Origin of the sequence: Nocardioides soli, assembly GCF_014191495.1 — a bacterium.
In the GTDB taxonomy this organism is placed as follows: Bacteria; Actinomycetota; Actinomycetes; order Propionibacteriales; family Nocardioidaceae; genus Nocardioides; species Nocardioides soli.
Genome location: NZ_JACHWR010000001.1, coordinates 314,019 through 334,380, shown reverse-complemented (window position 1 = coordinate 334,380; position 20,362 = coordinate 314,019). Strand labels below are relative to the sequence as shown.

At 71.6% G+C, this 20,362-nt stretch carries 16 protein-coding genes; 11 read left to right on the top strand and 5 right to left on the bottom strand.

Features of this window, described 5'->3' with window-relative positions:
* Positions 1-170 precede the first annotated feature (170 nt).
* Positions 171-1,634 carry a M1 family metallopeptidase gene (locus FHU40_RS01580; RefSeq protein WP_183590542.1) on the top strand — a complete coding sequence of 488 codons (1,464 nt, stop codon included), beginning with the start codon at positions 171-173 and terminating at the stop codon, positions 1,632-1,634.
* A gap of 3 nt (positions 1,635-1,637) precedes the next feature.
* Here the strand turns inward: FHU40_RS01580 and FHU40_RS01575 are convergent, their stop codons facing one another.
* Together FHU40_RS01575 and FHU40_RS01570 are read right to left on the bottom strand one after the other, a co-directional pair.
* Positions 1,638-2,918, bottom strand: a complete 1,281-nt coding sequence (locus FHU40_RS01575) for an NAD(P)/FAD-dependent oxidoreductase (protein WP_343057668.1) — start codon at positions 2,916-2,918, stop codon at positions 1,638-1,640.
* Positions 2,919-3,031: 113 nt separating this feature from the next.
* Positions 3,032-3,505, bottom strand: a complete 474-nt coding sequence (locus FHU40_RS01570) for an Lrp/AsnC family transcriptional regulator (RefSeq protein ID WP_183590541.1) — start codon at positions 3,503-3,505, stop codon at positions 3,032-3,034.
* Positions 3,506-3,704: 199 nt separating this feature from the next.
* Between FHU40_RS01570 and FHU40_RS01565 the strand changes: the two genes are divergently transcribed.
* The 4 genes from FHU40_RS01565 to FHU40_RS01550 are packed head-to-tail and all read left to right on the top strand — an operon-like array spanning position 3,705 to position 7,762.
* On the top strand, positions 3,705-4,910 hold the full coding sequence (locus tag FHU40_RS01565; protein WP_246389910.1) for a polyamine ABC transporter substrate-binding protein: 1,206 nt from the start codon (positions 3,705-3,707) through the stop codon (positions 4,908-4,910).
* Entirely contained in the window at positions 4,894-6,060 is a 1,167-nt protein-coding gene (locus FHU40_RS01560; protein WP_183590540.1) for an ABC transporter ATP-binding protein, read from the top strand. The genes FHU40_RS01565 and FHU40_RS01560 overlap by 17 nt, the downstream gene beginning before the upstream one ends.
* Complete coding sequence (locus FHU40_RS01555) at positions 6,060-6,965, top strand: ABC transporter permease (protein WP_183590539.1); 906 nt, start codon at positions 6,060-6,062, stop codon at positions 6,963-6,965. Before FHU40_RS01560 ends, FHU40_RS01555 begins: the two co-directional genes overlap by 1 nt.
* A complete protein-coding gene (locus FHU40_RS01550) occupies positions 6,965-7,762 on the top strand; it encodes an ABC transporter permease (RefSeq protein WP_183590538.1) in 798 nt (265 codons plus the stop codon). Before FHU40_RS01555 ends, FHU40_RS01550 begins: the two co-directional genes overlap by 1 nt.
* Before the next feature lie 45 nt (positions 7,763-7,807).
* On the opposite strand, the gene FHU40_RS01545 is transcribed toward FHU40_RS01550, so the two are convergent.
* Together FHU40_RS01545 and FHU40_RS01540 are read right to left on the bottom strand one after the other, a co-directional pair.
* Positions 7,808-8,746 (bottom strand): hypothetical protein, encoded by a 939-nt coding sequence (locus tag FHU40_RS01545; protein WP_183590537.1) that lies wholly within the window; start codon positions 8,744-8,746, stop codon positions 7,808-7,810.
* A gap of 116 nt (positions 8,747-8,862) precedes the next feature.
* Positions 8,863-10,251, bottom strand: coding sequence for an aspartate aminotransferase family protein (locus FHU40_RS01540; RefSeq protein WP_183590536.1), 1,389 nt, complete (start codon positions 10,249-10,251; stop codon positions 8,863-8,865).
* Between the two features lie 125 nt (positions 10,252-10,376).
* On the opposite strand from FHU40_RS01540, the gene FHU40_RS01535 reads away from it, so the two are divergent.
* From FHU40_RS01535 to FHU40_RS01510, 6 genes are all read left to right on the top strand, one after another.
* The gene (locus FHU40_RS01535) at positions 10,377-11,096 is read left to right on the top strand and encodes an arginase family protein (RefSeq protein ID WP_183590535.1); all 720 of its coding nucleotides are present in this window, start codon (positions 10,377-10,379) and stop codon (positions 11,094-11,096) included.
* A complete protein-coding gene (locus FHU40_RS01530) occupies positions 11,096-12,718 on the top strand; it encodes an amidohydrolase (protein ID WP_183590534.1) in 1,623 nt (540 codons plus the stop codon). Before FHU40_RS01535 ends, FHU40_RS01530 begins: the two co-directional genes overlap by 1 nt.
* A gap of 70 nt (positions 12,719-12,788) precedes the next feature.
* Positions 12,789-14,222, top strand: a complete 1,434-nt coding sequence (locus FHU40_RS01525) for a gamma-aminobutyraldehyde dehydrogenase (protein WP_183590533.1) — start codon at positions 12,789-12,791, stop codon at positions 14,220-14,222.
* Between the two features lie 128 nt (positions 14,223-14,350).
* On the top strand, positions 14,351-15,559 hold the full coding sequence (locus tag FHU40_RS01520) for a saccharopine dehydrogenase family protein (protein ID WP_183590532.1): 1,209 nt from the start codon (positions 14,351-14,353) through the stop codon (positions 15,557-15,559).
* A gap of 89 nt (positions 15,560-15,648) precedes the next feature.
* Positions 15,649-16,179: a pyridoxamine 5'-phosphate oxidase family protein gene (locus FHU40_RS01515; protein WP_183590531.1), complete on the top strand. Its 531-nt coding sequence runs from the start codon at positions 15,649-15,651 to the stop codon at positions 16,177-16,179.
* Positions 16,180-16,233: 54 nt separating this feature from the next.
* Entirely contained in the window at positions 16,234-19,755 is a 3,522-nt protein-coding gene (locus FHU40_RS01510) for an ATP-binding cassette domain-containing protein (RefSeq protein WP_183590530.1), read from the top strand.
* Here the strand turns inward: FHU40_RS01510 and FHU40_RS01505 are convergent.
* The gene (locus FHU40_RS01505; RefSeq protein WP_183590529.1) at positions 19,752-20,117 is read right to left on the bottom strand and encodes a YciI family protein; all 366 of its coding nucleotides are present in this window, start codon (positions 20,115-20,117) and stop codon (positions 19,752-19,754) included. The genes FHU40_RS01510 and FHU40_RS01505 overlap by 4 nt on opposite strands.
* Positions 20,118-20,362: the final 245 nt, after the last annotated feature.

Genomic DNA, 20,362 nt, shown 5'->3' with positions numbered 1-20,362 from the left:
GTGCTCCGAAGGTGAGAGGGGTGCTGGTCTGCGGACAGGCCAAGGACAGTCGTGGACATGTCGCGCTCCTCTCGCTCGGGCACCCGGTCGCTCCGGGGCGTCGAGCACACTCTGGGGTGTGCGGTCGCGTCCGCGCAACCGATTAACGCGCGGTCGGGTACGTTGCCGACGTGCTCGCCCGACCCAGGTCCGTCGTCGCCCTGCTGATCGCGCTCACCCTGGCGCTCGGGGTCGGCGGCACGACCGCGACCGCGGCGCCGGTCGCGGTGCCGGGTGACCGGCCGCCGGGCGCGCCGGGGATCGGCGACCCGTACTTCCCGCTGGACGGCAACGGCGGCATCGACGTGGTCTCCTACGACGTCCACGACCGCTACGCCTTCCGCACCGGCCGGCTGAGCGGCTGGACCCAGGTCCGGCTGCGGGGCACCGCGCCGGTGTCGAGCTTCTCCCTCGACTTCCTGCTGCCGGTGCAGCGGGTGGAGGTCGACGGCCGCCGGGTGCGGTTCCGGCAGCGGCCGCACGAGCTCGTCGTGGCCCGGCCCCTGACGACCGGCGAGACCGTCGACGTACGGGTCCGCTACGCCGGGCGCCCGGCCGCGCTCGGCTACGACGGCGAGCGGAACTGGCTGGCCGGCCCGAGCGAGGTCGTCGCGATGAACCAGCCGCACATGGCACCGTGGTGGTTCCCGGCCAACGACCACCCGGCCGACAAGGCGAGCATGCGGGTCAGCATCACGGTGCCCAGCGAGTACGCCGTGGTCGCCAACGGCCGGCAGGTGCGCCGCGTCGAGCGCCGTGGCCGAGGCCGCGGCTGGGCGACGACGACCTGGCGCGCGGACGAGCCGATGGCGCCCTACCTCGCCTTCTTCGCGGCCGGCAGGTTCCGGTTCGCGTCGGGCACCAGCGACGGGACACCGTGGCTGGTGGCGGTCTCGCGCGGTCTCGGCCCGAGCGAGCAGCGCGGCTCGATGAGCCTGATGCGGCGTACGCCGGAGATCCTGTCCTGGCTGGAGGGCGCGCTCGGCGACTACCCGTTCTCGACGGTCGGCGGGCTGGTCACCAGCCTGCCCGTGGGCTTCGCGCTCGAGAACCAGACCCGGCCGACGTACCCCTACCTCGGTCAGGGCGCCGGCGCCGAGCTGACCGTCGTGCACGAGCTGGCGCACCAGTGGTTCGGCGACTCGGTCGCGCTGCGCCGCTGGAGCGACATCTGGCTCAACGAAGGCGCTGCGACGTACTTCGAGTGGCGGTGGTCGGAGGCGACGGCCGGGGCGTCCGCCGCGACCCGGCTGCGTTCGATGTACGACGCGTTCGGGCCCGGGGACCCCTTCTGGTCCGGCACGGTCGCCGATCCGTGTCCGCGCGGGGTCGGCTGCGTCGACCGGATCTTCGCGAGCTTCGTCTACCAGCGCGGTGCGATGGCCTTCCAGGCGCTGCGCAACCGGATCGGCGACGACGCGTTCGGCACGCTGCTGCGGCGCTGGGTCGCCGAGCGCGCGGGCGGGCATGGCACGACCGCGGAGTTCGAGGCGCTCGCGGAGGAGGTCAGCGGCGCCGACCTCGACGGGTTCTTCGGCGCCTGGGTGCACACCGGGCGCAAGCCCGCAGACACCGTCGCCAACGGGCTGGGGTAACCGTCAGCCGAGCAGGGGGCTGACGATCTTGGCGACCACGCTGGGCAGGCGCGTGATCGACTCTTCGGCGTCGGCGATCGTCATCGCGCGCAGGCCGCCGTTGATGCCCAGCCAGCGCAGCGGCTCGGGCTCCCAGGCGGGGGAGCGGTGGCCGACCCACGGCAGCCGGGTGAGCTCGGTGTCGCGGCCGAGCACCAGGTCGCGCAGCGTGCGGCCGGCCAGGTTGGTCGTGCTGACCCCGTCGCCGACGTACCCGCCCGCCCAGCCGATGCCGGTGGCGGGGTCGAGCCCGACGGACGCGCACCAGTCGCGCGGGATGCCGAGCGCACCGCCCCAGGCATGGGTGATGCGGGTGCCCGCCAGCACGGGGAAGAGGTCGACGAGCGCCGAGTAGAGCCGCGCGAAGACCCGCTCGTCGCGGTCGTGCTCCGGCCGGATCCGGGAGCCGAGGTGGTACGGCGCGCCGCGGCCGCCGAACACCAGTCGGTCGTCGGCGGTGCGCTGCCCGTAGACGATGACGTGGCGGTGGTCGGTGAACGTCTCCCGCCGGGCCAGGCCGATCTCGTCCCAGACCTCGGGTGCGAGCGGCGCGGTCGCGATGATCAGGGAGTAGACCGGCGCCATCGTGCGGCGCTCGCCCCGCAGCGTCGCGGTGTAGCCCTCGGTGGCGCGCAGCACGGTGCGGGCGCGCACCGACCCGCGCTCGGTGCGCGCCAGGTGGGGCTCGATCGCGGTGACCCGCGTGCGCTCGTGGAGCGTGACCCCTTGGCGCTCGACCGCATCCGCGAGGCCGCGGACCAGGCGGGCGGGGTGGAGGGCCGCGCAGTCGGGGGTGTACGTCGCGCCGCGGGTGCGGCTGCCGCGCAGGATCTCGGCCGCCTCCTGGCGACCGAGCAGGCGCAGGTCGTCGTCGCCGCGGTCCCACGCGCGTGCCTCGGCCACCTCGGCCCGGGCGCGGGACCACTGCGCGCGGCTGCGGGCCAGGGCGATGGTGCCGCCCTGGGCGAGGTGTGCGTCGATGCCCTCGGCCGCGGCCACCCGGGCGACCTCGTCGACGGTCTCGCGCATCGCCCGGTGCTGGGCGAGCGCGGCGGCGCGGTCGGCGTACCCCGCCAGCGTGGCGAGCGACGCGGGGAAGAGCGCCGAGCACCAGCCGCCGTTGCGGCCGGACGCGCCGAACCCGGCGGTCTCGGCCTCGAGCACGACGACGCGCAGCTCGGGGTCGGCCTCCGCGAGGTAGTGGGCCGTCCAGAGTCCGGTGAACCCGGCGCCGACGATCGCCACGTCGGCCTCGGTGTCGCCGTCGAGCGGGGCGCGCGGGGTCCAGTCGGTGTCGACGGTGTCGTGCCAGAGCGACAGCCGTTCGTAGTGGGGGTCCGGCCCCGGGATGTTCGGGCTCAGCGCACACCCCAGGAGTAGGTCTGCTTGCGCAGGCTCAGGTACATGAAGGTCTCCGTGGCGGTGACGCCTTCGATCGCACGGATCCGGCCGGAGATCAGCTCGAGCAGGTGCTCGTCGCTCTCGGCGACGACCTCGACGAGCAGGTCGTAGCTGCCGGCGGTCACCACGACGTAGTCGACCTCGTCGAGCTCGGCGAGCCGGTCGGCGACCGGCTCGAGCGGTCCGGTCACGCGGATCCCGACCATTGCCTGGCGGGCGAAGCCGAGCTCGAGGGGGTCGGTGACGGCCACGACCTGCATCACACCGGCCTCGATCAGCCGCTGGACGCGCTGGCGCACCGCCGCCTCCGACAGGCCGACGACCTTGCCGATCGCGGCGTACGACCGGCGCCCGTCCTGCTGCAACTGCTCGATGATCGCTTTGGAGACCTCGTCGAGCGTGGCCGTCGGTCGGTCGGGCTTCCTGCTCATGGAGGCGATGGTGGCGCAGCCGCCGCGCCCGGTCAAAGCGATCCGGCGTGTCGCGCGGGGATTTGTCGACCAGTGCCCCGATCGGACGGGGACGAAGGATTCCGTTGCAGAGTAGTTTCTTTTCGACTGGATCGCTTGTCGACGCGGGTGATGCATGGCACGATCCGAGCGTTGGGAGCCCCGACGAAGGGATGGGTGCATGGCCGAGGAACACCCGCGGGCCACGGGTCGCCGAGGGCCCGGACTCACCCGCCGTGGGCTGCTCAAGACCGGGGGCGGGGTGGCGTTCGCGGGGCTGAGCATCGCCGCGCTGAAGCTGCCGATGTTCAGCGTCGACGGAGCGAAGCAGGACCCCGCGAAGTGCCGAGCCACCGACGTCTCGGCCACGTCCCAGGAGCTGATCGTCTCCAACTGGCCCGCCTACATCGACCCGCGCAAGAAGGCCACGTCGACGGTGTCGGTCTTCCAGGACCGCACGGGGATCAGCGTCCAGTACACCGACGACATCAACGACAACGCGGAGTTCTTCGCCAAGATCAAGAACCAGATGGGCTCCTGCCAGCCGATCGACCGCGACATCATCATCATGACCGACTGGATGGCGGCGCGGATGGTGGGGCTGGGCTGGATCCAGCCGCTCGATCCGAGCGGGATCCCCAACGTGCACAAGAACCTGATCCAGCCGCTGCGCAACCGCCAGTGGGACCCCGACCTCGACTACCACGCCCCCTGGCAGGCCGGGCTGACCGGCATCGCCTACAACGCCGCGAAGGTCCCGGAGGTGCGCAGCTTCGAGGAGCTGATCACCCGGTCCGACCTGAAGGGCCGGATGACGCTGCTCTCGGAGATGCGGGACACGATGGCGTTCATGCTCCGGGTCGTCGGTGCCAACCCGGACAAGTTCACCGAGGCCGAGTGGGGCCAGGCGATCGACCGCTTGAGCGAGGTCGTCGCGAGCGGGCAGGTCCGCTCCTTCACCGGCAACGAGTACATCCAGGACCTCGCCGCCGGCAACATCGTCGCCTGCGAGGCCTGGTCGGGCGACGTCATCCAGGCCCAGTTCGACAACCCCGACATCAAGTTCGTCACGCCGGAGGAGGGGCTGTCCCTCTGGGCGGACAACATGATGGTCCCCAACCTCGCCGTCCACCAGGCGAACGCCGAGGAGTGGATGAACTACTACTACGAGCCCGAGGTCGCCGCGAAGCTGGTCGCCTGGGTCAACTACATCTGTCCCGTCGAGGGCGCCCGCGAGGAGATGGAGAAGATCGACCCGTCGTTGGTCGACAACAAGCTGATCTTCCCCGACAACAACGACCTCAAGGACTCCTTCGACTTCATGCCCCTGTCCGACCAGCAGTCCCAGCAGTACGAAGGAGAGTTCAACGATGTCATCGCCGGCTGACCTCGCCGAGCAGGCGCCCGCGCGCGACGACGCGTTCGACGGGCTGCGGCTGCGCGGTGTGACCAAGAGCTTCGCGGCGTTCACCGCCGTCCACGACCTCGACCTCGACGTACCCCGCGGCTCCTTCTTCGCGCTGCTGGGTCCGTCCGGGTGCGGCAAGACCACCACGCTGCGGATGGTGGCCGGCCTGGAGACCCCGACCGCCGGGTCGATCACGCTCGCCGGGCAGGACATCACCTATGCCAAGCCCTACCGGCGACCGGTCAACACGGTCTTCCAGAACTACGCGCTCTTCCCGCACCTCGACATCCACGAGAACGTCGCCTTCGGCCTCAAGCGCCGCAAGGCGCCCGACGTCGCCCGTCAGGTGCGCGAGATGCTCGACCTCGTCGAGCTCGACACGCAGGCCCGCAAGCGGCCGGCCCAGCTCTCCGGCGGCCAGCAGCAGCGGGTGGCGCTCGCCCGCGCCCTGATCAACAAGCCGGAGGTGCTGCTCCTCGACGAGCCGCTGGGCGCGCTCGACCTGAAGCTGCGCCGCTCGATGCAGATCGAGCTGAAGCGGATCCAGACCGAGGTCGGGCTGACGTTCATCCACGTCACCCACGACCAGGAGGAGGCCATGACGATGGCCGACACGGTCGCGGTGATGAACGCCGGCGTCATCGAGCAGATGGGCGACCCGGAGGAGCTCTACGAGAACCCGCGCACGACGTTCGTCGCGAACTTCCTCGGCCAGTCCAACCTCATCGAGGGCACGGTGAAGAGCCGCTCCGGAGACCTGGTCACCGTGGACATGCACGGCGTCGACGTCTCCATCCCGGCGCACCGGGCCCACGCCGAGGGCGGCAAGGGCTGGATCGGCATCCGGCCGGAGAAGGTGCTGATCGGCGATCCGGGTGAGCAGCTCGACGCGCCCGGCAACTCGATCCCGGGCGGTGTCGTGAGCGACGTCAGCTTCGTCGGGGTGAGCACCCAGTACCTCGTGCGGATGCCGTGGGGCCAGGAGCTCCAGGTGTTCGCGCAGAACACCGGACACCGGCGCATCTACCGCCAGGGCGAGTCGGTCGAGCTCTCGTGGCGACCCGACTACGCCTTCCTCCTCGACTTCAGTCAGGACGCGAGGGCGGGTGCGCAGGAGGGCGACGACTGATGGCGAGCACCGCGGGAGTGGCGCCGGAGGTCGGCGCGCCGCCGCCCGAGGAGTCCGGCCGGCGGCGGGGGCGCACCGGCTACCTGCTGCTGATCCCGGGCGTCGTCTGGCTCGCGCTGTTCTTCGTCATCCCGTTCTACTCCCTGGTCGCGACCAGCCTCTACGACCCGAACGGCTCGGTCTTCCGCGGCTACGAGATGACGTGGGAGTTCTCCAACTACTGGCACGCGCTCCAGGACTACTGGGAGCCGCTGCTGCGCTCGCTGTGGTACGCCGCGCTCGCCACGCTGATCTGCCTGGTCCTCGGCTACGTGCTGGCCTACGCGATCGCGTTCAAGGCCGGCCGGTGGAAGAACCTGATGCTGGTGCTGGTCATCGCGCCGTTCTTCACCAGCTTCCTGGTGCGCACGCTCTCGTGGAAGCTGATCCTCGCCGACGACGGCCTCGTCGTGAACACACTCCAGGCGCTGCACCTGATGGGCGCGGACGGCCGGCTGCTGGCCACCCCGTTCGCGGTGATCGCGGGCCTCGTCTACAACTTCCTACCGTTCATGGTGCTGCCGCTGTTCGCGAGCATCGACAAGATCGACCACCGGCTGATCGAGGCGTCCAGCGACCTCTACGCCAACCCGTTCGTCGGCTTCTGGAAGGTGACCTGGCCGCTGTCGCTGCCGGGCGTGGTCTCCGGGACGCTGCTGACCTTCATCCCGGCGGCCGGTGACTACATCAACGCCCAGCTGCTGGGCAGCCCCAACCAGCGGATGGTCGGCAACGTCATCCAGAACCTCTTCACCCAGGCCAACGACTACCCGGCCGCGGGCGCGCTCTCGATGATCCTGATGATCCTGATCGTCGTGATGGTGCTGGTCTACGTCCGCAAGGCGGGGACGGAGGAGCTGCTGTGATGCGGTGGTTGCGCGAGCACCTGGTGCTGATCCTCGGGATCCTGGTCCTGATCTACACCTTCATCCCGATCTTCGTGGTCGTGCTGATGAGCTTCAACGACCCGACGAGCCGGCTGATCTATCGCTTCGACGGCTTCACGCTGCACAACTGGCTCAACCCGTGCGAGCCCGAGGGCATGTGCTCGGCGCTGAAGACCAGCGTCGAGATCGGCCTGCTGGCTACGCTGGGCTCGACGATCCTGGGCACGCTGATGGCCTTCGCGCTGGTCCGCCACCAGTTCGTCGGCCGGTCCTCGATGAACCTGCTGATCTTCCTGCCGATGGCCACCCCCGAGATAGTCATGGGCTCGTCGCTGCTGGCCCTCTTCGTGGCCTCCGGCTTCGCCGGTCAGCTCGGCTTCTGGACGATCCTGATCGCCCACATCATGTTCTGCATCTCGTTCGTGGTGGTGACGGTCAGAGCCCGGCTGGCGGGCATGGACGACAACCTCGAACAGGCGGCGATGGACCTGTATGCGACGCCGCGGCAGACCTTCTGGCGGGTCACCTTCCCGCTGGTCTTCCCCGGCATCCTGGGTGCCGCGCTGCTGAGCTTCTCGCTGTCCTTCGACGACTTCATCATCACCAACCTCAACGCCGGCAACACCACGACGTTCCCGATGTTCGTCTGGGGCGTTGCGCAGCGTGGCATCCCGATGCAGGTCAACGTGGTCGGCACGGTGATGTTCCTGGTGGCGGTGCTGATCGTGGTCGGCGGCGAGGTCAACAACCGCCGTCGCCAACGGGCACTCACCTAGCGCGAGTTGGCGCCAGATTGCAGCCGAGACGGCGCCAGATTGCAGTCAGACGAAGTACGCCGGAGGCAGTCCGTGACGTGCGCGGACGGTGTTGTACGTCGTCCTGAGTCGTTGCTCCGCATGCTGCTGAGTTCCGAACACGTGTGGCTTGCGGAACGCCTCGATCGCCCAGCCGCGCACTCGCGCGAGCCACCGTCGACGTTCCTCGTCCTGCTCGGCCTGCTCCTCGCCGTGCCACCGCTCACCGTCGTACTCGGCCGCGAACAGCATGTCCTCGAGTCCCAGGTCGATCCGGTAGACCTCGCGCCCGTGCACCCGAATCGAGATCTGGGTCTGCGGCCGCGGGAGGCCGGCGCCGTACCACCGGAGGCGCAGCGCACTCTCGCCGAACGACTCCGATCCACCGTCCACCAGCGGTGCGAGCACGCGCAGCTCGACGACTCCGCGTCTCCGATTGAACCCGGGGACCTCGGCGAGCAGCTGTTCGTAGCCGAAGGCTCCGAGTCCGAGCATCGTGTCCATGCCGTGGAGCTTGAGGTCGGCGGTGCGCTGGAGCCGTCCGAGGTCCAGCGCCGTGCGCAGCGGCGTGGTAACGGTGAGCCCGCCGATCGTCATCAGGTCGCGCGGGCGGATCTCCCGCTCGCCGCTGTCGACGAGCTTGTTGCGAAGGCGGCCGTGATCGCTCGGCCGGAAGCACGAGATCGGTGGCACCGAGAGGTGTTCGTTGGGTGCCAGTGCGCGGTCGCCGGCGTGGAGCCACGACGCGGTCCGGTCGCAGATGAACGCGTCGTGGGGAAGGACCAGTCGCAGCGTCTGGCACCGCAGCTCGATCCCGTCCGGGATCGCCGACGGCACGTAGACGTCGCGCACCGGGTGGCGAAGCACGCCACGTCGGACCAGGCGGAACAGCGTGGCGGCGCTCAGTCCGATCTCCCGGGCCATCGCGAGAGTGAACGGATGGTTGGGCAGGTCGGGTGTCTCCATGCCCCGACGTCTGCCCACCGGTCCGGGACTTCAGCGCGCACCGGACCGATCTGTGGACAACCGGCGCCAATGAGGAATCTGGCGCCGGCTCGGCGGTGATCTGGCGCCGGGTCGACTCAGAGCAGCGAGCCGGCCTTGTCGAGGACGATGCGCAGGATCTGCTCGATCTCGTCGAAGTGCTGCTGGTCGCAGATGAGCGGCGGCGAGAGCTGGATGACCGGGTCGCCGCGGTCGTCGGCGCGGCAGTAGAGGCCCTCGGCGTACAGCTGCTTGGAGACGAAGCCGTAGAGCAGGCGCTCGCACTCCTCGTCGGTGAAGGACTCCTTGGTGGCCTTGTCCTTGACCAGCTCGATGCCGTAGAAGTACCCGTCGCCGCGGACGTCGCCGACGATGGGGAGGTCCGTCAGGCGCTCGAGGGTGGCGCGGAAGGAGTCCTCGTTCGAGCGGACGTGCTCGAGGACCTTCTCCTCCTCGAAGATGTCGAAGTTCTTCATCGCGACCGCGGCCGCGACGGGGTGGCCGCCGAAGGTGTAGCCGTGGGCGAACATCTCGCCATCGGCCAGGAACGGCTCCATGAGCCGGTCGGAGGCGATCATCGCGCCGAGCGGGGCGTAGCCGGAGGTGATGCCCTTGGCGCAGGTGATCATGTCGGGCTCGTAGCCGTAGCGCTCCGCGCCGAACATGTGGCCCAGCCGGCCGTAGGCGCAGATGACCTCGTCGGAGACGAAGAGCACGTCGTACTCGTCGCAGATCTCGCGCACCCGCTGGAAGTAGCCCGGGGGCGGCGGGAAGCAGCCGCCGGCGTTCTGCACCGGCTCGAGGAAGACGGCCGCCACGGTGTCGGGGCCTTCGTTCTCGATCGCGATGGCGATCTGGTCGGCTGCCCAGCGGCCGAAGGCCTCGGGGTCGCTGCCGTCGAGGAGGCCGCCGGTGGTCTCCGCGGCCCGGTAGATGTTGGTGTTCGGGACCCGGAACGTCGAGGGCACCAGCGGCTCGAACTGCTGCTTCAGCGGCGGCAGCCCGGTGATCGACAGCGCGCCCTGGGTGGTGCCGTGGTAGGCGATCGCGCGCGAGATCACCTTGTGCTTCAGCGGCTTGCCGACGAGCTTGAAGTAGTTCTTGGCGAGCTTCCACGCCGTCTCGACCGCCTCGCCGCCACCGGAGGTGAAGAACACCCGGTTGAGCGAGCCCGGCGCGTAGCCGGCGATCCGCTCGGCGAGCAGGATCGCGTTCGGGTGCGCGTAGGACCACAGCGGGTGGAACGCCAGCTCCTTGGCCTGCGCGGCCGCGGCCTCGGCGAGCTCGGTGCGCCCGTGGCCGAGCTGGGAGACGAAGAGCCCACCCAAGCCGTCGAGGTAGCGCTTGCCCTGCGCGTCGTAGATGTAGGCACCCTCACCGCGCACGATGATCGGCACGTCCGCCTCGTCGTACGACGAGTGCCGGGTGAAGTGCATCCACAGGTGGTCCTTGGCGGCCCGCTGCAGGTGGTCGTAGTCCGAGGTCATGGGGACCATGATGCGCGGCCGGACCCCCTGATTGCAAGTGAATCCGTCGTCAACGCCGGTCGTCGACCACGGATTTCGTCGTGCGACGGCGATCGGGCCGCTCGTCCGGCTGATAGGAATGGCCCATGACCCGGTACGGCCCGCAGTTCGGTCCCGACATCACCTTCCTCGGCGTCGACCGCGTCGATCTCGACGCTCCCGCCGCGCTGGCCGCCGCCGACGTCGTGGTGATCGGCGCCCCGTTCGACGGCGGCACCTCCCACCGTCCGGGCACCCGCTTCGGGCCGATGGCGATCCGGCAGACCGACTACCTGCCGCACGACGGCTCGCGTCCGCACCTCGCGCTCCGCGTCGACGCGCTCCGAGACCTCGCGGTCGTCGACGCCGGCGACGTCGAGATGCCGCCCGGTGAGATCGAGCGCTCCCTGCACGCCCTCGAGGAGGCGGTGTACGCCGTCGCGCGGGCAGGTGCGATTCCGCTCGTGCTCGGTGGCGACCACTCCATCGCGCTGTCCGACGCGACCGGCGTGGCCCGCCACCACGGCTTCGACCGGGTCTCGATGATCCACTTCGACGCCCACGCCGACACCGGCCATGCGCCCGGCACCGGTACGCCGGAACCGGGCGGGCTCTCGAGCCGCCAACTGCTCGACGCCGTACGCCGTATCTGCCGGGAGCTGCCGGTCGCCGGCATCGACGTGGTGGAGGTGTCGCCGCCCTACGACCACGCCGAGATCACGGCGTTCCTCGCCAACCGGGTCTGCCTGGAGGCGCTCTCGGGCCTGGCCGCGCGCTGGCACGGCATCTCCCACGACCCGGCGGGCCCGTTGCTGGAGGGGCGCTGATGGCGACGCTCTTCACCAACGGTGCCCTCTTCGACGGGCAGCGGTACGTGGGTGCGGGAGAGGTGCTGGTCGAGTCCGGGCGCATCGTGTCGGTCCATGGTGGTTCCGAGGCTCGCTCCGCTCGCACCTCAACCACCGACGAGGTGGTTGACCTCGACGGCGGGTTGCTGGTTCCCGGCTTCGTCGACGCCCACGTGCACGCCGTGCAGGGCGGGCTGGAGCGCACCCGCTGCGACCTCACCGAGGGCGAGACCCGCGAGGACTACCTCCGGATCGTCAGGGAGTACGCCGACGCGCACCCCGACCGCCCGTGGATCCTGGGCGGGGGCTGGGCGATGTCGGCGTTCCCGGGCGGCACGCCGACCGCGGCCGACCTCGACGTGGTCGTGCCCGACCGGCCGGTGTTCCTGCCCAACCGCGACCACCACGGCGCCTGGGTCAACAGCCGAGCGCTCGAGCTCGCCGGCCTCGACCGGCACACGGCCGATCCCGCTGACGGGCGGATCGAGCGCGACGCCGAGGGCCACCCGACCGGCACCCTGCACGAGGGTGCGATGGCGCTGGTCGCTCGGCACCCGCCCGCCACCTCCGAGGGCGAGTACTACGCCGGACTCCTCGAGGGGCAGCGCTACCTGCACTCGGTCGGCGTCACCGGCTGGCAGGACGCGATCGTCGGGGCCTACGCCGGCATGGACGACGTCGGCCCGACGTACCTCCGCGCCGCCCGCGAGGGCGACCTGTCGGCCCACGTCGTCGGTGCGCTCTGGTGGGACCGCGGCCGCGGCGAGGAGCAGATCGCCGACCTGGTCGAGCGCCGCGAGCGGTACACCCACGGGCAGTTCCGGGCGACGAGCGTGAAGATCATGCAGGACGGCGTCGCCGAGAACTTCAGCGCCGCGCTCGTCGAGCCCTACCTCGACCGCTGCGGCCACGCGACCGCCAACCGGGGCCACTCCTTCGTCGAGCCCGACGCGCTGCGGCGGTACGTCGGGCGCCTCGACGCCGCGGGCTTCCAGGTGCACGTGCACGCGATCGGCGACCGCGGGGTGCGGGAGGCGCTCGACGCCCTCCGCGGCAGCGATCCCGAGCGCCGCCACCACCTCGCACACCTGCAGCTGGTCGACCCCGACGATGTGCCGCGCTTCGCCGCGCTCGGCGTCGCCGCGAACCTGCAGATGCTGTGGGCCTGCTACGACGACCAGATGGTCGAGCTGACGCTGCCGTTCCTGGGGGAGGAGCGGTCGCGCTGGCAGTACCCCTTCGGCGACCTCGAGCGCCACGGCGCCCGGCTGGTCGCGGGCAGCGACTGGCCGGTCAGCACCCCGAATCCGCTCGAGGCGATCCACGTCGCGGTCAACCGGACGGCGTACGGCGAGGCGGGCCGCGCCGGCCACGACCGGTTCCTGCCAGAGCAGGCGATCGCGCTCGAGTCGGCGTTCGCGGCGTACACCTCGGGCTCGGCGTGGATCAACCACAGGGACAACGCCGGTGTGCTGCGCCCGGGCGCGACCGCGGACCTGGTGGTGCTGGACCGCGACCCGTTCGCCGAGTCCGCCGACGACATCGGCGCCACGCAGGTCGCGTCCACGTGGATCGACGGTACGCCCGTCCATCGCGCCTGAGACAACGAAATCAGTATCTAAACGGGCTCGCCCCTACAGATTTCGTTGTCCCATCACTAGGCTCCCAGCCATGGCCGACCAGACCTTCAAGAACGTCGTCAACGGGGAGCTCGTCGACAGCGCGTCGGGGGAGACCTACGACGTCATCGACCCGACCACGGGCGAGGTGTATGCGCAGGCGCCGAAGTCGGGCGCCGAGGACATCGACCGGGCCTACGCCGCGGCCGACGCCGCCTTCGACGGGTGGGCGTACGCGACACCCCAGGACCGCTCCAACGCCCTGCTGAGAATCGCGAGCGCGATCGAGGAGCGGGTCGAGGAGATCAACGCCGTCGAGTGCAAGGACACCGGCAAGCCGGTGCAGCTCACCATGGACGAGGAGATGCCGTACGCCTCCGACCACTTCAGGTTCTTCGCGGGCGCGGCCCGGATGCTCGAGGGCAAGGCGGCCGGGGAGTACCTGGCCGACCACACCTCGTGGGTGCGCCGCGAGCCGATCGGCGTCGTCGGCCAGGTGACGCCGTGGAACTACCCGCTGCTCATGATGATCTGGAAGATCGCGCCCGCGCTGGCGGCGGGCAACACGGTCGTGCTGAAGCCCAGCGACACCACGCCCGCGAGCTCGACACTGCTCGCCGAGCTGTGCCAGGAGTTCCTGCCGCCGGGCGTGCTCAATGTGGTCTGCGGCGACCGCGACACCGGACGCGCGCTGGTCTCTCACAAGACGCCGCAGATGGTCGCGATCACGGGCTCGGTGCGTGCGGGCATGCAGGTCGCCGAGGCGGCGTCGCACGACCTCAAGCGCGTCCACCTCGAGCTCGGCGGCAAGGCGCCGGTCGTGGTCTTCGACGACGCCGACATCGCCGGCGCCGCCGAGGGCATCGCCGGCGCCGGACTCTTCAACGCCGGCCAGGACTGCACCGCCGCCACGCGGGTGCTGGTGCAGCAGGGCATCCACGACGAGTTCGTCGCCGCGCTGGCCGAGGCCGCGAAGGGGATGCCGACCGGCATGCCCGACGACGAGGCGACGTACTACGGGCCGCTCAACAACGCCAACCAGCTCAGCCACGTCACCGGCATGGTGGATCGGCTCCCCGACCACGCGACGATCAACACCGGCGGTGCGCGCAAGGGCGAGAAGGGCTACTTCTACGAGCCCACCGTGCTCTCCGGCCTGCGGCAGACCGACGAGCAGATCCAGACCGAGATCTTCGGCCCGGTGATGACGGTCCAGAGGTTCACCGACGAGGCGCAGGCGCTCGCCTGGGCGAACGACGTGCAGTACGGCCTGTCCTCCAGCGTCTGGACCACGGACCACGCCCGCGCCCTGCGGATGTCGCGCAGGCTCGACTTCGGCGCGGTGTGGATCAACACCCACATCCCCTTCGTGTCCGAGATGCCGCACGGCGGCTTCAAGCACTCCGGCTACGGCAAGGACCTCTCCGGCTACGGCTTCGAGGACTACACCCGGATCAAGCACGTGATGTCGTACATCGGCGACTGACCTCCAGTCGTGGTTTCGAGACAGGCGCTAGCGCGCCTTCCTCAACCACCGGACCGGTGGTTGAGGTGTGAAGGCCGTCAAGGCCTGAGCCTCGAAACCACCGCACCTCCTGAGCGAAGAGAGACACCATGAGAATCCTGCTGGTCGGCGCCGGGGGCGTCGGGGCGGCGTTCGCCGCCATCGCGGCCCGCCGCGACTTCTTCGAGACCATCGTCGTGGCCGACTACGACCCGGCGCGCGCCGAGAAGGCGGCAGCCCAGGACGGTCGGTACGTGGCCGCGCAGATCGACGCGTCGTCCGCGGACGCCGTGGCGGCGCTGTGTCGCGAGCACGGCATCACCCACGTGATGAACGCGGTCGACCCGGTCTTCGACATGCCGGTCTTCGACGGTGCGTTCGCCGCCGGCGCCGACTATCTCGACATGGCGATGTCGCTGTCGCAGCCGCACCCGACGACGCCGTACGAGAAGCCCGGGGTCAAGCTCGGCGACGAGCAGTTCGCCCTCGCCGACCGTTGGGAGGCCGCCGGCCGGCTCGCGCTCGTCGGAATGGGCGTCGAGCCGGGGCTGTCCGACGTGTTCGCGCGGTACGCCGCCGACCACCTCTTCAGGGAGATCGACGAGCTCGGCACCCGCGACGGCGCCAACCTCGTCGTGACCGACGACGACGGCAACGAGATCTTCGCGCCGTCGTTCTCGATGTGGACCACGATCGAGGAGTGCCTCAACCCGCCGGTGGTGTGGCAGGACGGCGACTGGCACACGACGCCGCCGTTCTCCGAGCCGGAGGTCTTCGACTTCCCCGAGGGCATCGGCCCGGTCGAGTGCGTGAACGTCGAGCACGAGGAGGTGCTCCTCATGCCGCGCTGGATCGATTGCAGGCGCGCGACGTTCAAGTACGGCCTCGGCGACGAGTTCATCAACATCCTCAAGGTGCTGCACACCCTCGGCCTCGACTCGACCGAGAAGGTGCGGGTCAAGGGGGTCGAGGTCAGCCCGCGCGACGTCGTCGCCGCCGTGCTCCCGGACCCGGCCACGGTCGGGCCGCGGATGCAGGGCAAGACCTGCGCGGGAGTGTGGGTGACCGGCACGGGCCAGGACGGCGCCGAGCGGTCGACGTACCTCTACCACGTGGTCGACAACGAGTGGACCATGCAGGAGTACGGCCACCAGTGCGTCGTGTGGCAGACCGCGATCAACCCCGTCGTCGCGCTCGAGCTGCTGGCGCGCGGCACCTGGAAGGGCGCGGGCGTGCTCGGCCCGGAGGCGTTCGACGCGGTGCCGTTCCTCGACCTGCTCACCGAGTACGGCAGTCCCTGGGGGATCAAGGAGCTCTGACGCGTCCGGGCAGGACGTCGGTCGGCGGGCCTGGTGGTGGGCCGAGCAGGCGCCGATGAGTACGCCGTCGCCGTCGAGTCGGATCTGACATGACCGCGACGAACCTCGACACCCAGGACCACAGCCCGATCCTGGACCTGGCGACGATCACCCGGCGCCTCGGCCAGGGCTTCACCCAGGCGCCGGAGACCGGCGGGCCGAGCCGGCACAGCACCTGGATCACGACGCTGAACGCCGACGGCGGTCCGCACACGACCGGGATCGGGGCGCTGTGGGCCGACGGCGCGTTCTGGATCGAGACCGGGCCGGGCACCCGCAAGGCGCGCAACCTCGCCCGGGACCCCCGCTGCTCGCTCGCCCTCGCGGTGCAGGAGTTCGACCTCGTGGTCGAGGGCACGGCCGGCCGGGTGACCGACCCGGAGGTGGTGGCTGCCCGGGCCGCGGAGTGGGCTGCCGACGGGTGGCCGTGCGTGGTCGACGAGTCGGGGATCGCGCTGACCGCTCCGTTCACCGCACCCTCCGGCGGGCCGCCGCCGTGGTGGGTCTACCGGGTCGAGGCGACCTCGATGGTGGCGCTGCTCACGGTCGAGCCCGGGGGCGCCACGCGCTGGCGGTTCTGAGCCGGATATTCACGCGACGACCGTCGGTGCCGCGGCATAACGTCGTACCTCGCCATGCCTGCCACCCAGCTCGACGCCGACCGGTCGCTCCGGTCCGCCCCTCCCGGTCCTCCCGAACCCGCCCGGACCGTCGACTGGCGTCGCCTCCGCACGCCGGTGGCCGTCGTGGCGGTCGTCGCCTGCGCGATCGCGGCGGTCGGTACGTCGCTCGGCTCGCTGGTCGCCGGGCGGCTCGCGGAGCACGCGTCGAGCGGACTCGTCGGGGTCCTCGCGCTGTGCGTCGTGGGGGCCGCGGTGCTCGACACGGTCGGCCGCACGCTGTGGGCCGGCGTCGTCGACCGCGCCGAGGGCCGGCTCCGTGCCGACCTGCTCGACGCCGCCCTCGACCAGCCGCTCGCCGCGCTCACCGAGCAGGCCGTCGGCGAGGTGCTCGACCGGGTCGACGACGACACCCACGAGGTCGGCACCCTGCTCCGGCAGAGCGTCTGGATGGCGATGCGCACCGTGCTCGCGTCCGGGCCGCTGTGGCTGGTGGCCGGCTTCACCTGGTGGCCGGCGTTCCTGCTCTTCCCGCTCGCCGGGGTCGCCGCGTTCGGCGTCGTCCGGCCGCTGCTGCCGCAGATCTCGGCCCGCAAGGTCGAGGAGGAGGCCGCGTGGACCGACCACGCGGCCGCCCTGGAGGAGGGCGTCGCCGGCCGCGACGACCTGCGTGCCAGCCTGGGGCAGGCCCACGTGCTGCGGCGCACCACCGAGCTCGCGGCCCGGGTGCACCGGCTGTTCGCGGTCGTGCTCGAGCTCGAGGCCCGGGTCAGCCGCCGCACCGGCACCCTCCTGCACGCCGTCCTGGCGGGCACCGCCCTGGTCGGCGTCGCCCTCGTGGCGAGCGACCATCTCGGCACGGCCTCGCTGGTCACGCTGTTCCTGGTCACCACGATGTTCGTCGGCCAGGTCGACCAGCTGGCGCGCCACCTCCCCGACCTCCAGGCCGGCTTCGGCGCCGTGCTCCGGCTGCGCGGCCTGCTCGGCGCCGAGCAGGAGCCGACCGACGGCGCCGAGCTCCCCGACGGGCGGCTCGACCTCTCCTTCCGCGACCTGCACTTCGCGTACGCCGAGGGGCGGTTCGCCCTGCGCCACGTCGACCTGCACGTGCCGGCCGGCACCACCTGCGCGCTGGTCGGCCGCACCGGATCCGGCAAGTCCACGTTGGCGTCGCTGCTGTCGCGGGCGGTCGAGCCCGAGCCCGGCTCGGTGCTCCTCGGCGGCATCGACGTGCGCGACCTCGAGCTGCAGGGGCTGCGCGCCGCCGTCGGCGTCGTCACCCAGCGCACCGAGATCCTGGCCGGCACGCTCGCCGAGAACATCACGCTCTTCTCCGACGTCCCCCGCGCCGACATCGCGGCCGCGGTGGCCGAGCTCGGCCTCGACGACTGGGTCGCCGGGCTGTCCGAGGGCCTCGACACGCTGCTCGGCCCCGGCGGCACCACGCTCTCGGCGGGGGAGGAGCAGCTGGTCGCGTTCGCCCGGCTGCTGGTCCGCGACGTCCGGGTGGTCGTGCTCGACGAGGCGACGGCGCGCATGGACCCGGTGACCGAGGCCCACGTCGTCCGGGCCGCCGACCGGCTGCTCGCCGGCCGCACCGGGCTGCTGGTCGCGCACCGCCTGTCCACCACCGAGCGCGCCGAGCAGGTCGCGGTGCTCGACGACGGCCGCGTCGTGCAGCGCGGCCCGCGCGCCCGGCTCGTCGCCGAGGCCGGCCCGTTCCGCGCGCTGCTGGAGGCGTCGGCCGAGGACGACCGACTCGACCAGGTCGAGCGGGAGGCCGCCGTCGACGCACAGCAGGTCGGCACCGCGCGGCGGACGGGCGAGCCACCCGCGGCACCCGCGCTGAAGCCGGTGCCGGGCCTGGCCCGCTCGACGCTGCGGGCGCTGCTGATCGAGCCGCGGTGGGGCGCCGTGTCGATCGTGCTGTTCCTCGTGTCCGCGCTCACCGGCGCGTTCGGCGTGTTCACCGGCTGGGCGTGGGGACACCTGGTCGAGACGCTCCAGGAGGACGGCGACCCGACCCGGCTCACGGTCGCCCTGGTCGCGTCCCTGATCGTGTCGCCGCTGCTGCTGGCCGAGGCGATCCGGCGCTACCCGCGCTGGTGGATCGCGGTGATGCTGCGGGTCCGCACGACGGTGCTCGCCGGCCAGACCGAGCAGCACCGGCTGCGCCGTACCCCGCCCGGCGAGGTCGTCGCCCGCACCATGGACGCCGACCGCCTGGCCCGGTACGCCGACCGGTGGGTCGACTTCGTCAGCGGCCTCGTGGTCGCCGTGGTCACCGCGCTGCTGGCCCAGAGCCTGCTCGCCGGTGGCGTGCTGCTCGCGGTGATGCTGACGTCGTCGCTGGCGTCGTCGTTCGGGCGCCGGGTCGCCGGCCGGTCCGCCGCCGCGTCCGCGGCAGCACGGGCGCGCTTCGGCCGCTCGCTCGTCTCGGCCCTCGACTCGGTGCGCACGGTCAAGCTCGCCGCGTCGACGCCGAGCGTCCACGCCCACCTGCGCGAGGTCGACGGCGGGCGGGTCCAGGCCGCGGTGCGCGAGCACCGGGTGCAGGCGCTGCTCGACGGCGTGCCGGTCGTGATGGTCCAGTGCGGCGTCGTCACCGCCTGGGCGGTCCTGGTCGCCGGCGGCTGGGGCCTCGCCACCGCGCTGCTGGTGGCCGGCGCGGTCAACGGCTTCGACTGGTTCGGCCGGGTGGCCGGTGCCGTCATCACCGAGGCACCCGGCACCCGCGCCTGGATGCAGGCCACCAGCCGGCTCGCCGGCGGCGGCGACCTCATGGACCTGCCCGAGGGCGTCGACCTCGTGCGCGGCACCGCACCCGCCCCGCTCGCGGGGGTGCGCGACCCACTACGCACCCTCGAGCTCCGCGGCGTCTCGGCCGTCCACGACGACGGCACGATCGGCGTCAGCGACGTCGACCTCAGCGTGTCCGCGCAGGAGCTGGTGCTGCTGCTCGGTCAGGTCGGCTCCGGCAAGTCGAGCCTGCTCTCGGCGCTCGCCGGGCTCGTGTCCAGCACGGGCGAGATCCGCTGGAACGACGTACCCGTGGCCGACGGGCAGTCCTTCCTCCGCCCGGGGCGGGTCGCCCACGTGGCGCAGGTGCCCCGGGTGCTGTCGGGCACGTTCGCCGACAACGTCCACCTCGACCACCCCGACCGGCGGGTCGTCCCCGCCCTGGAGACGGCCCGGCTCACGCAGGACGTCGCGGTGGCGGGCGGCCCCGACGCGCTCGTCGGCCACCGGGGCGTCCGGCTCTCGGGCGGCCAGGTGCAGCGGCTCGCCCTCGCGCGCGGGGTCGCCTGCGACGCCGAGCTGCTGCTCGCCGACGACGTGTCGTCGGCGCTCGACGCCGCCACCGAGATCGAGCTGTGGACGGCGCTGCGCCGAGCCGGTGCGACCGTCGTCGGCGCGACCTCGAAGCGCGCCGCCCTGGCCCAGGCCGACCGGGTGGTGGTGCTCGTCGAGGGCCGCGTGGCGGCCGTCGGCCCGTGGGCGGAGCTGGCGCCCCGGTGGGGACACCTCGCCGGCTAGGCCGACGCCAGCCGCCGCAGCTCGACGTGGTCGCCGCCCTCGGCGAACGCACGCACGATCTCGATCAGATCCTGCTCGTCGGCCGACTCCACGAGGTAGAAGCCGACGATCTGCTCGACGGTCTCGGTGAACGGGCCGTCGGTCACGACGACCGACCCGCGGCCGGTGTTGCGCATCGAGATCGCCTCGCTCGACGGCTCGAGCGGGCTCGTGAGCACCAGCTCGTGGCCTCGGGCCGCCAGCGCCTCGTGGAACCGACGATGGTTCTCCATGCCGAGCTCGTGCTCCGACTCGGGCAGCCTCGCCCACTCCTCCTCCGGAGCCGGGAGCAGCAGCAGGTAGCGACGACGTTCTGCGGACACGGGATCCTCCTCGGTGCGATGCGGTCGTCGTGATGACGGGCGGGGCGGCCCGGGATCGACAGGCGCGGGCCGGTCGATCCGAGTGCGACCGTACGCCGCGATGTAACGCCGCGGCCGGTCCGGACGCTCTGGAAGATGCGGGGGCGGGCGCCTGGCTGATCCGCCGCGCGGTGCACCGACCGCGTTCCAGGTGACTTCCTCTTTCCGCCCCCGCACCCTCCGGCCCCATCAGCCGGCCGGGCCCG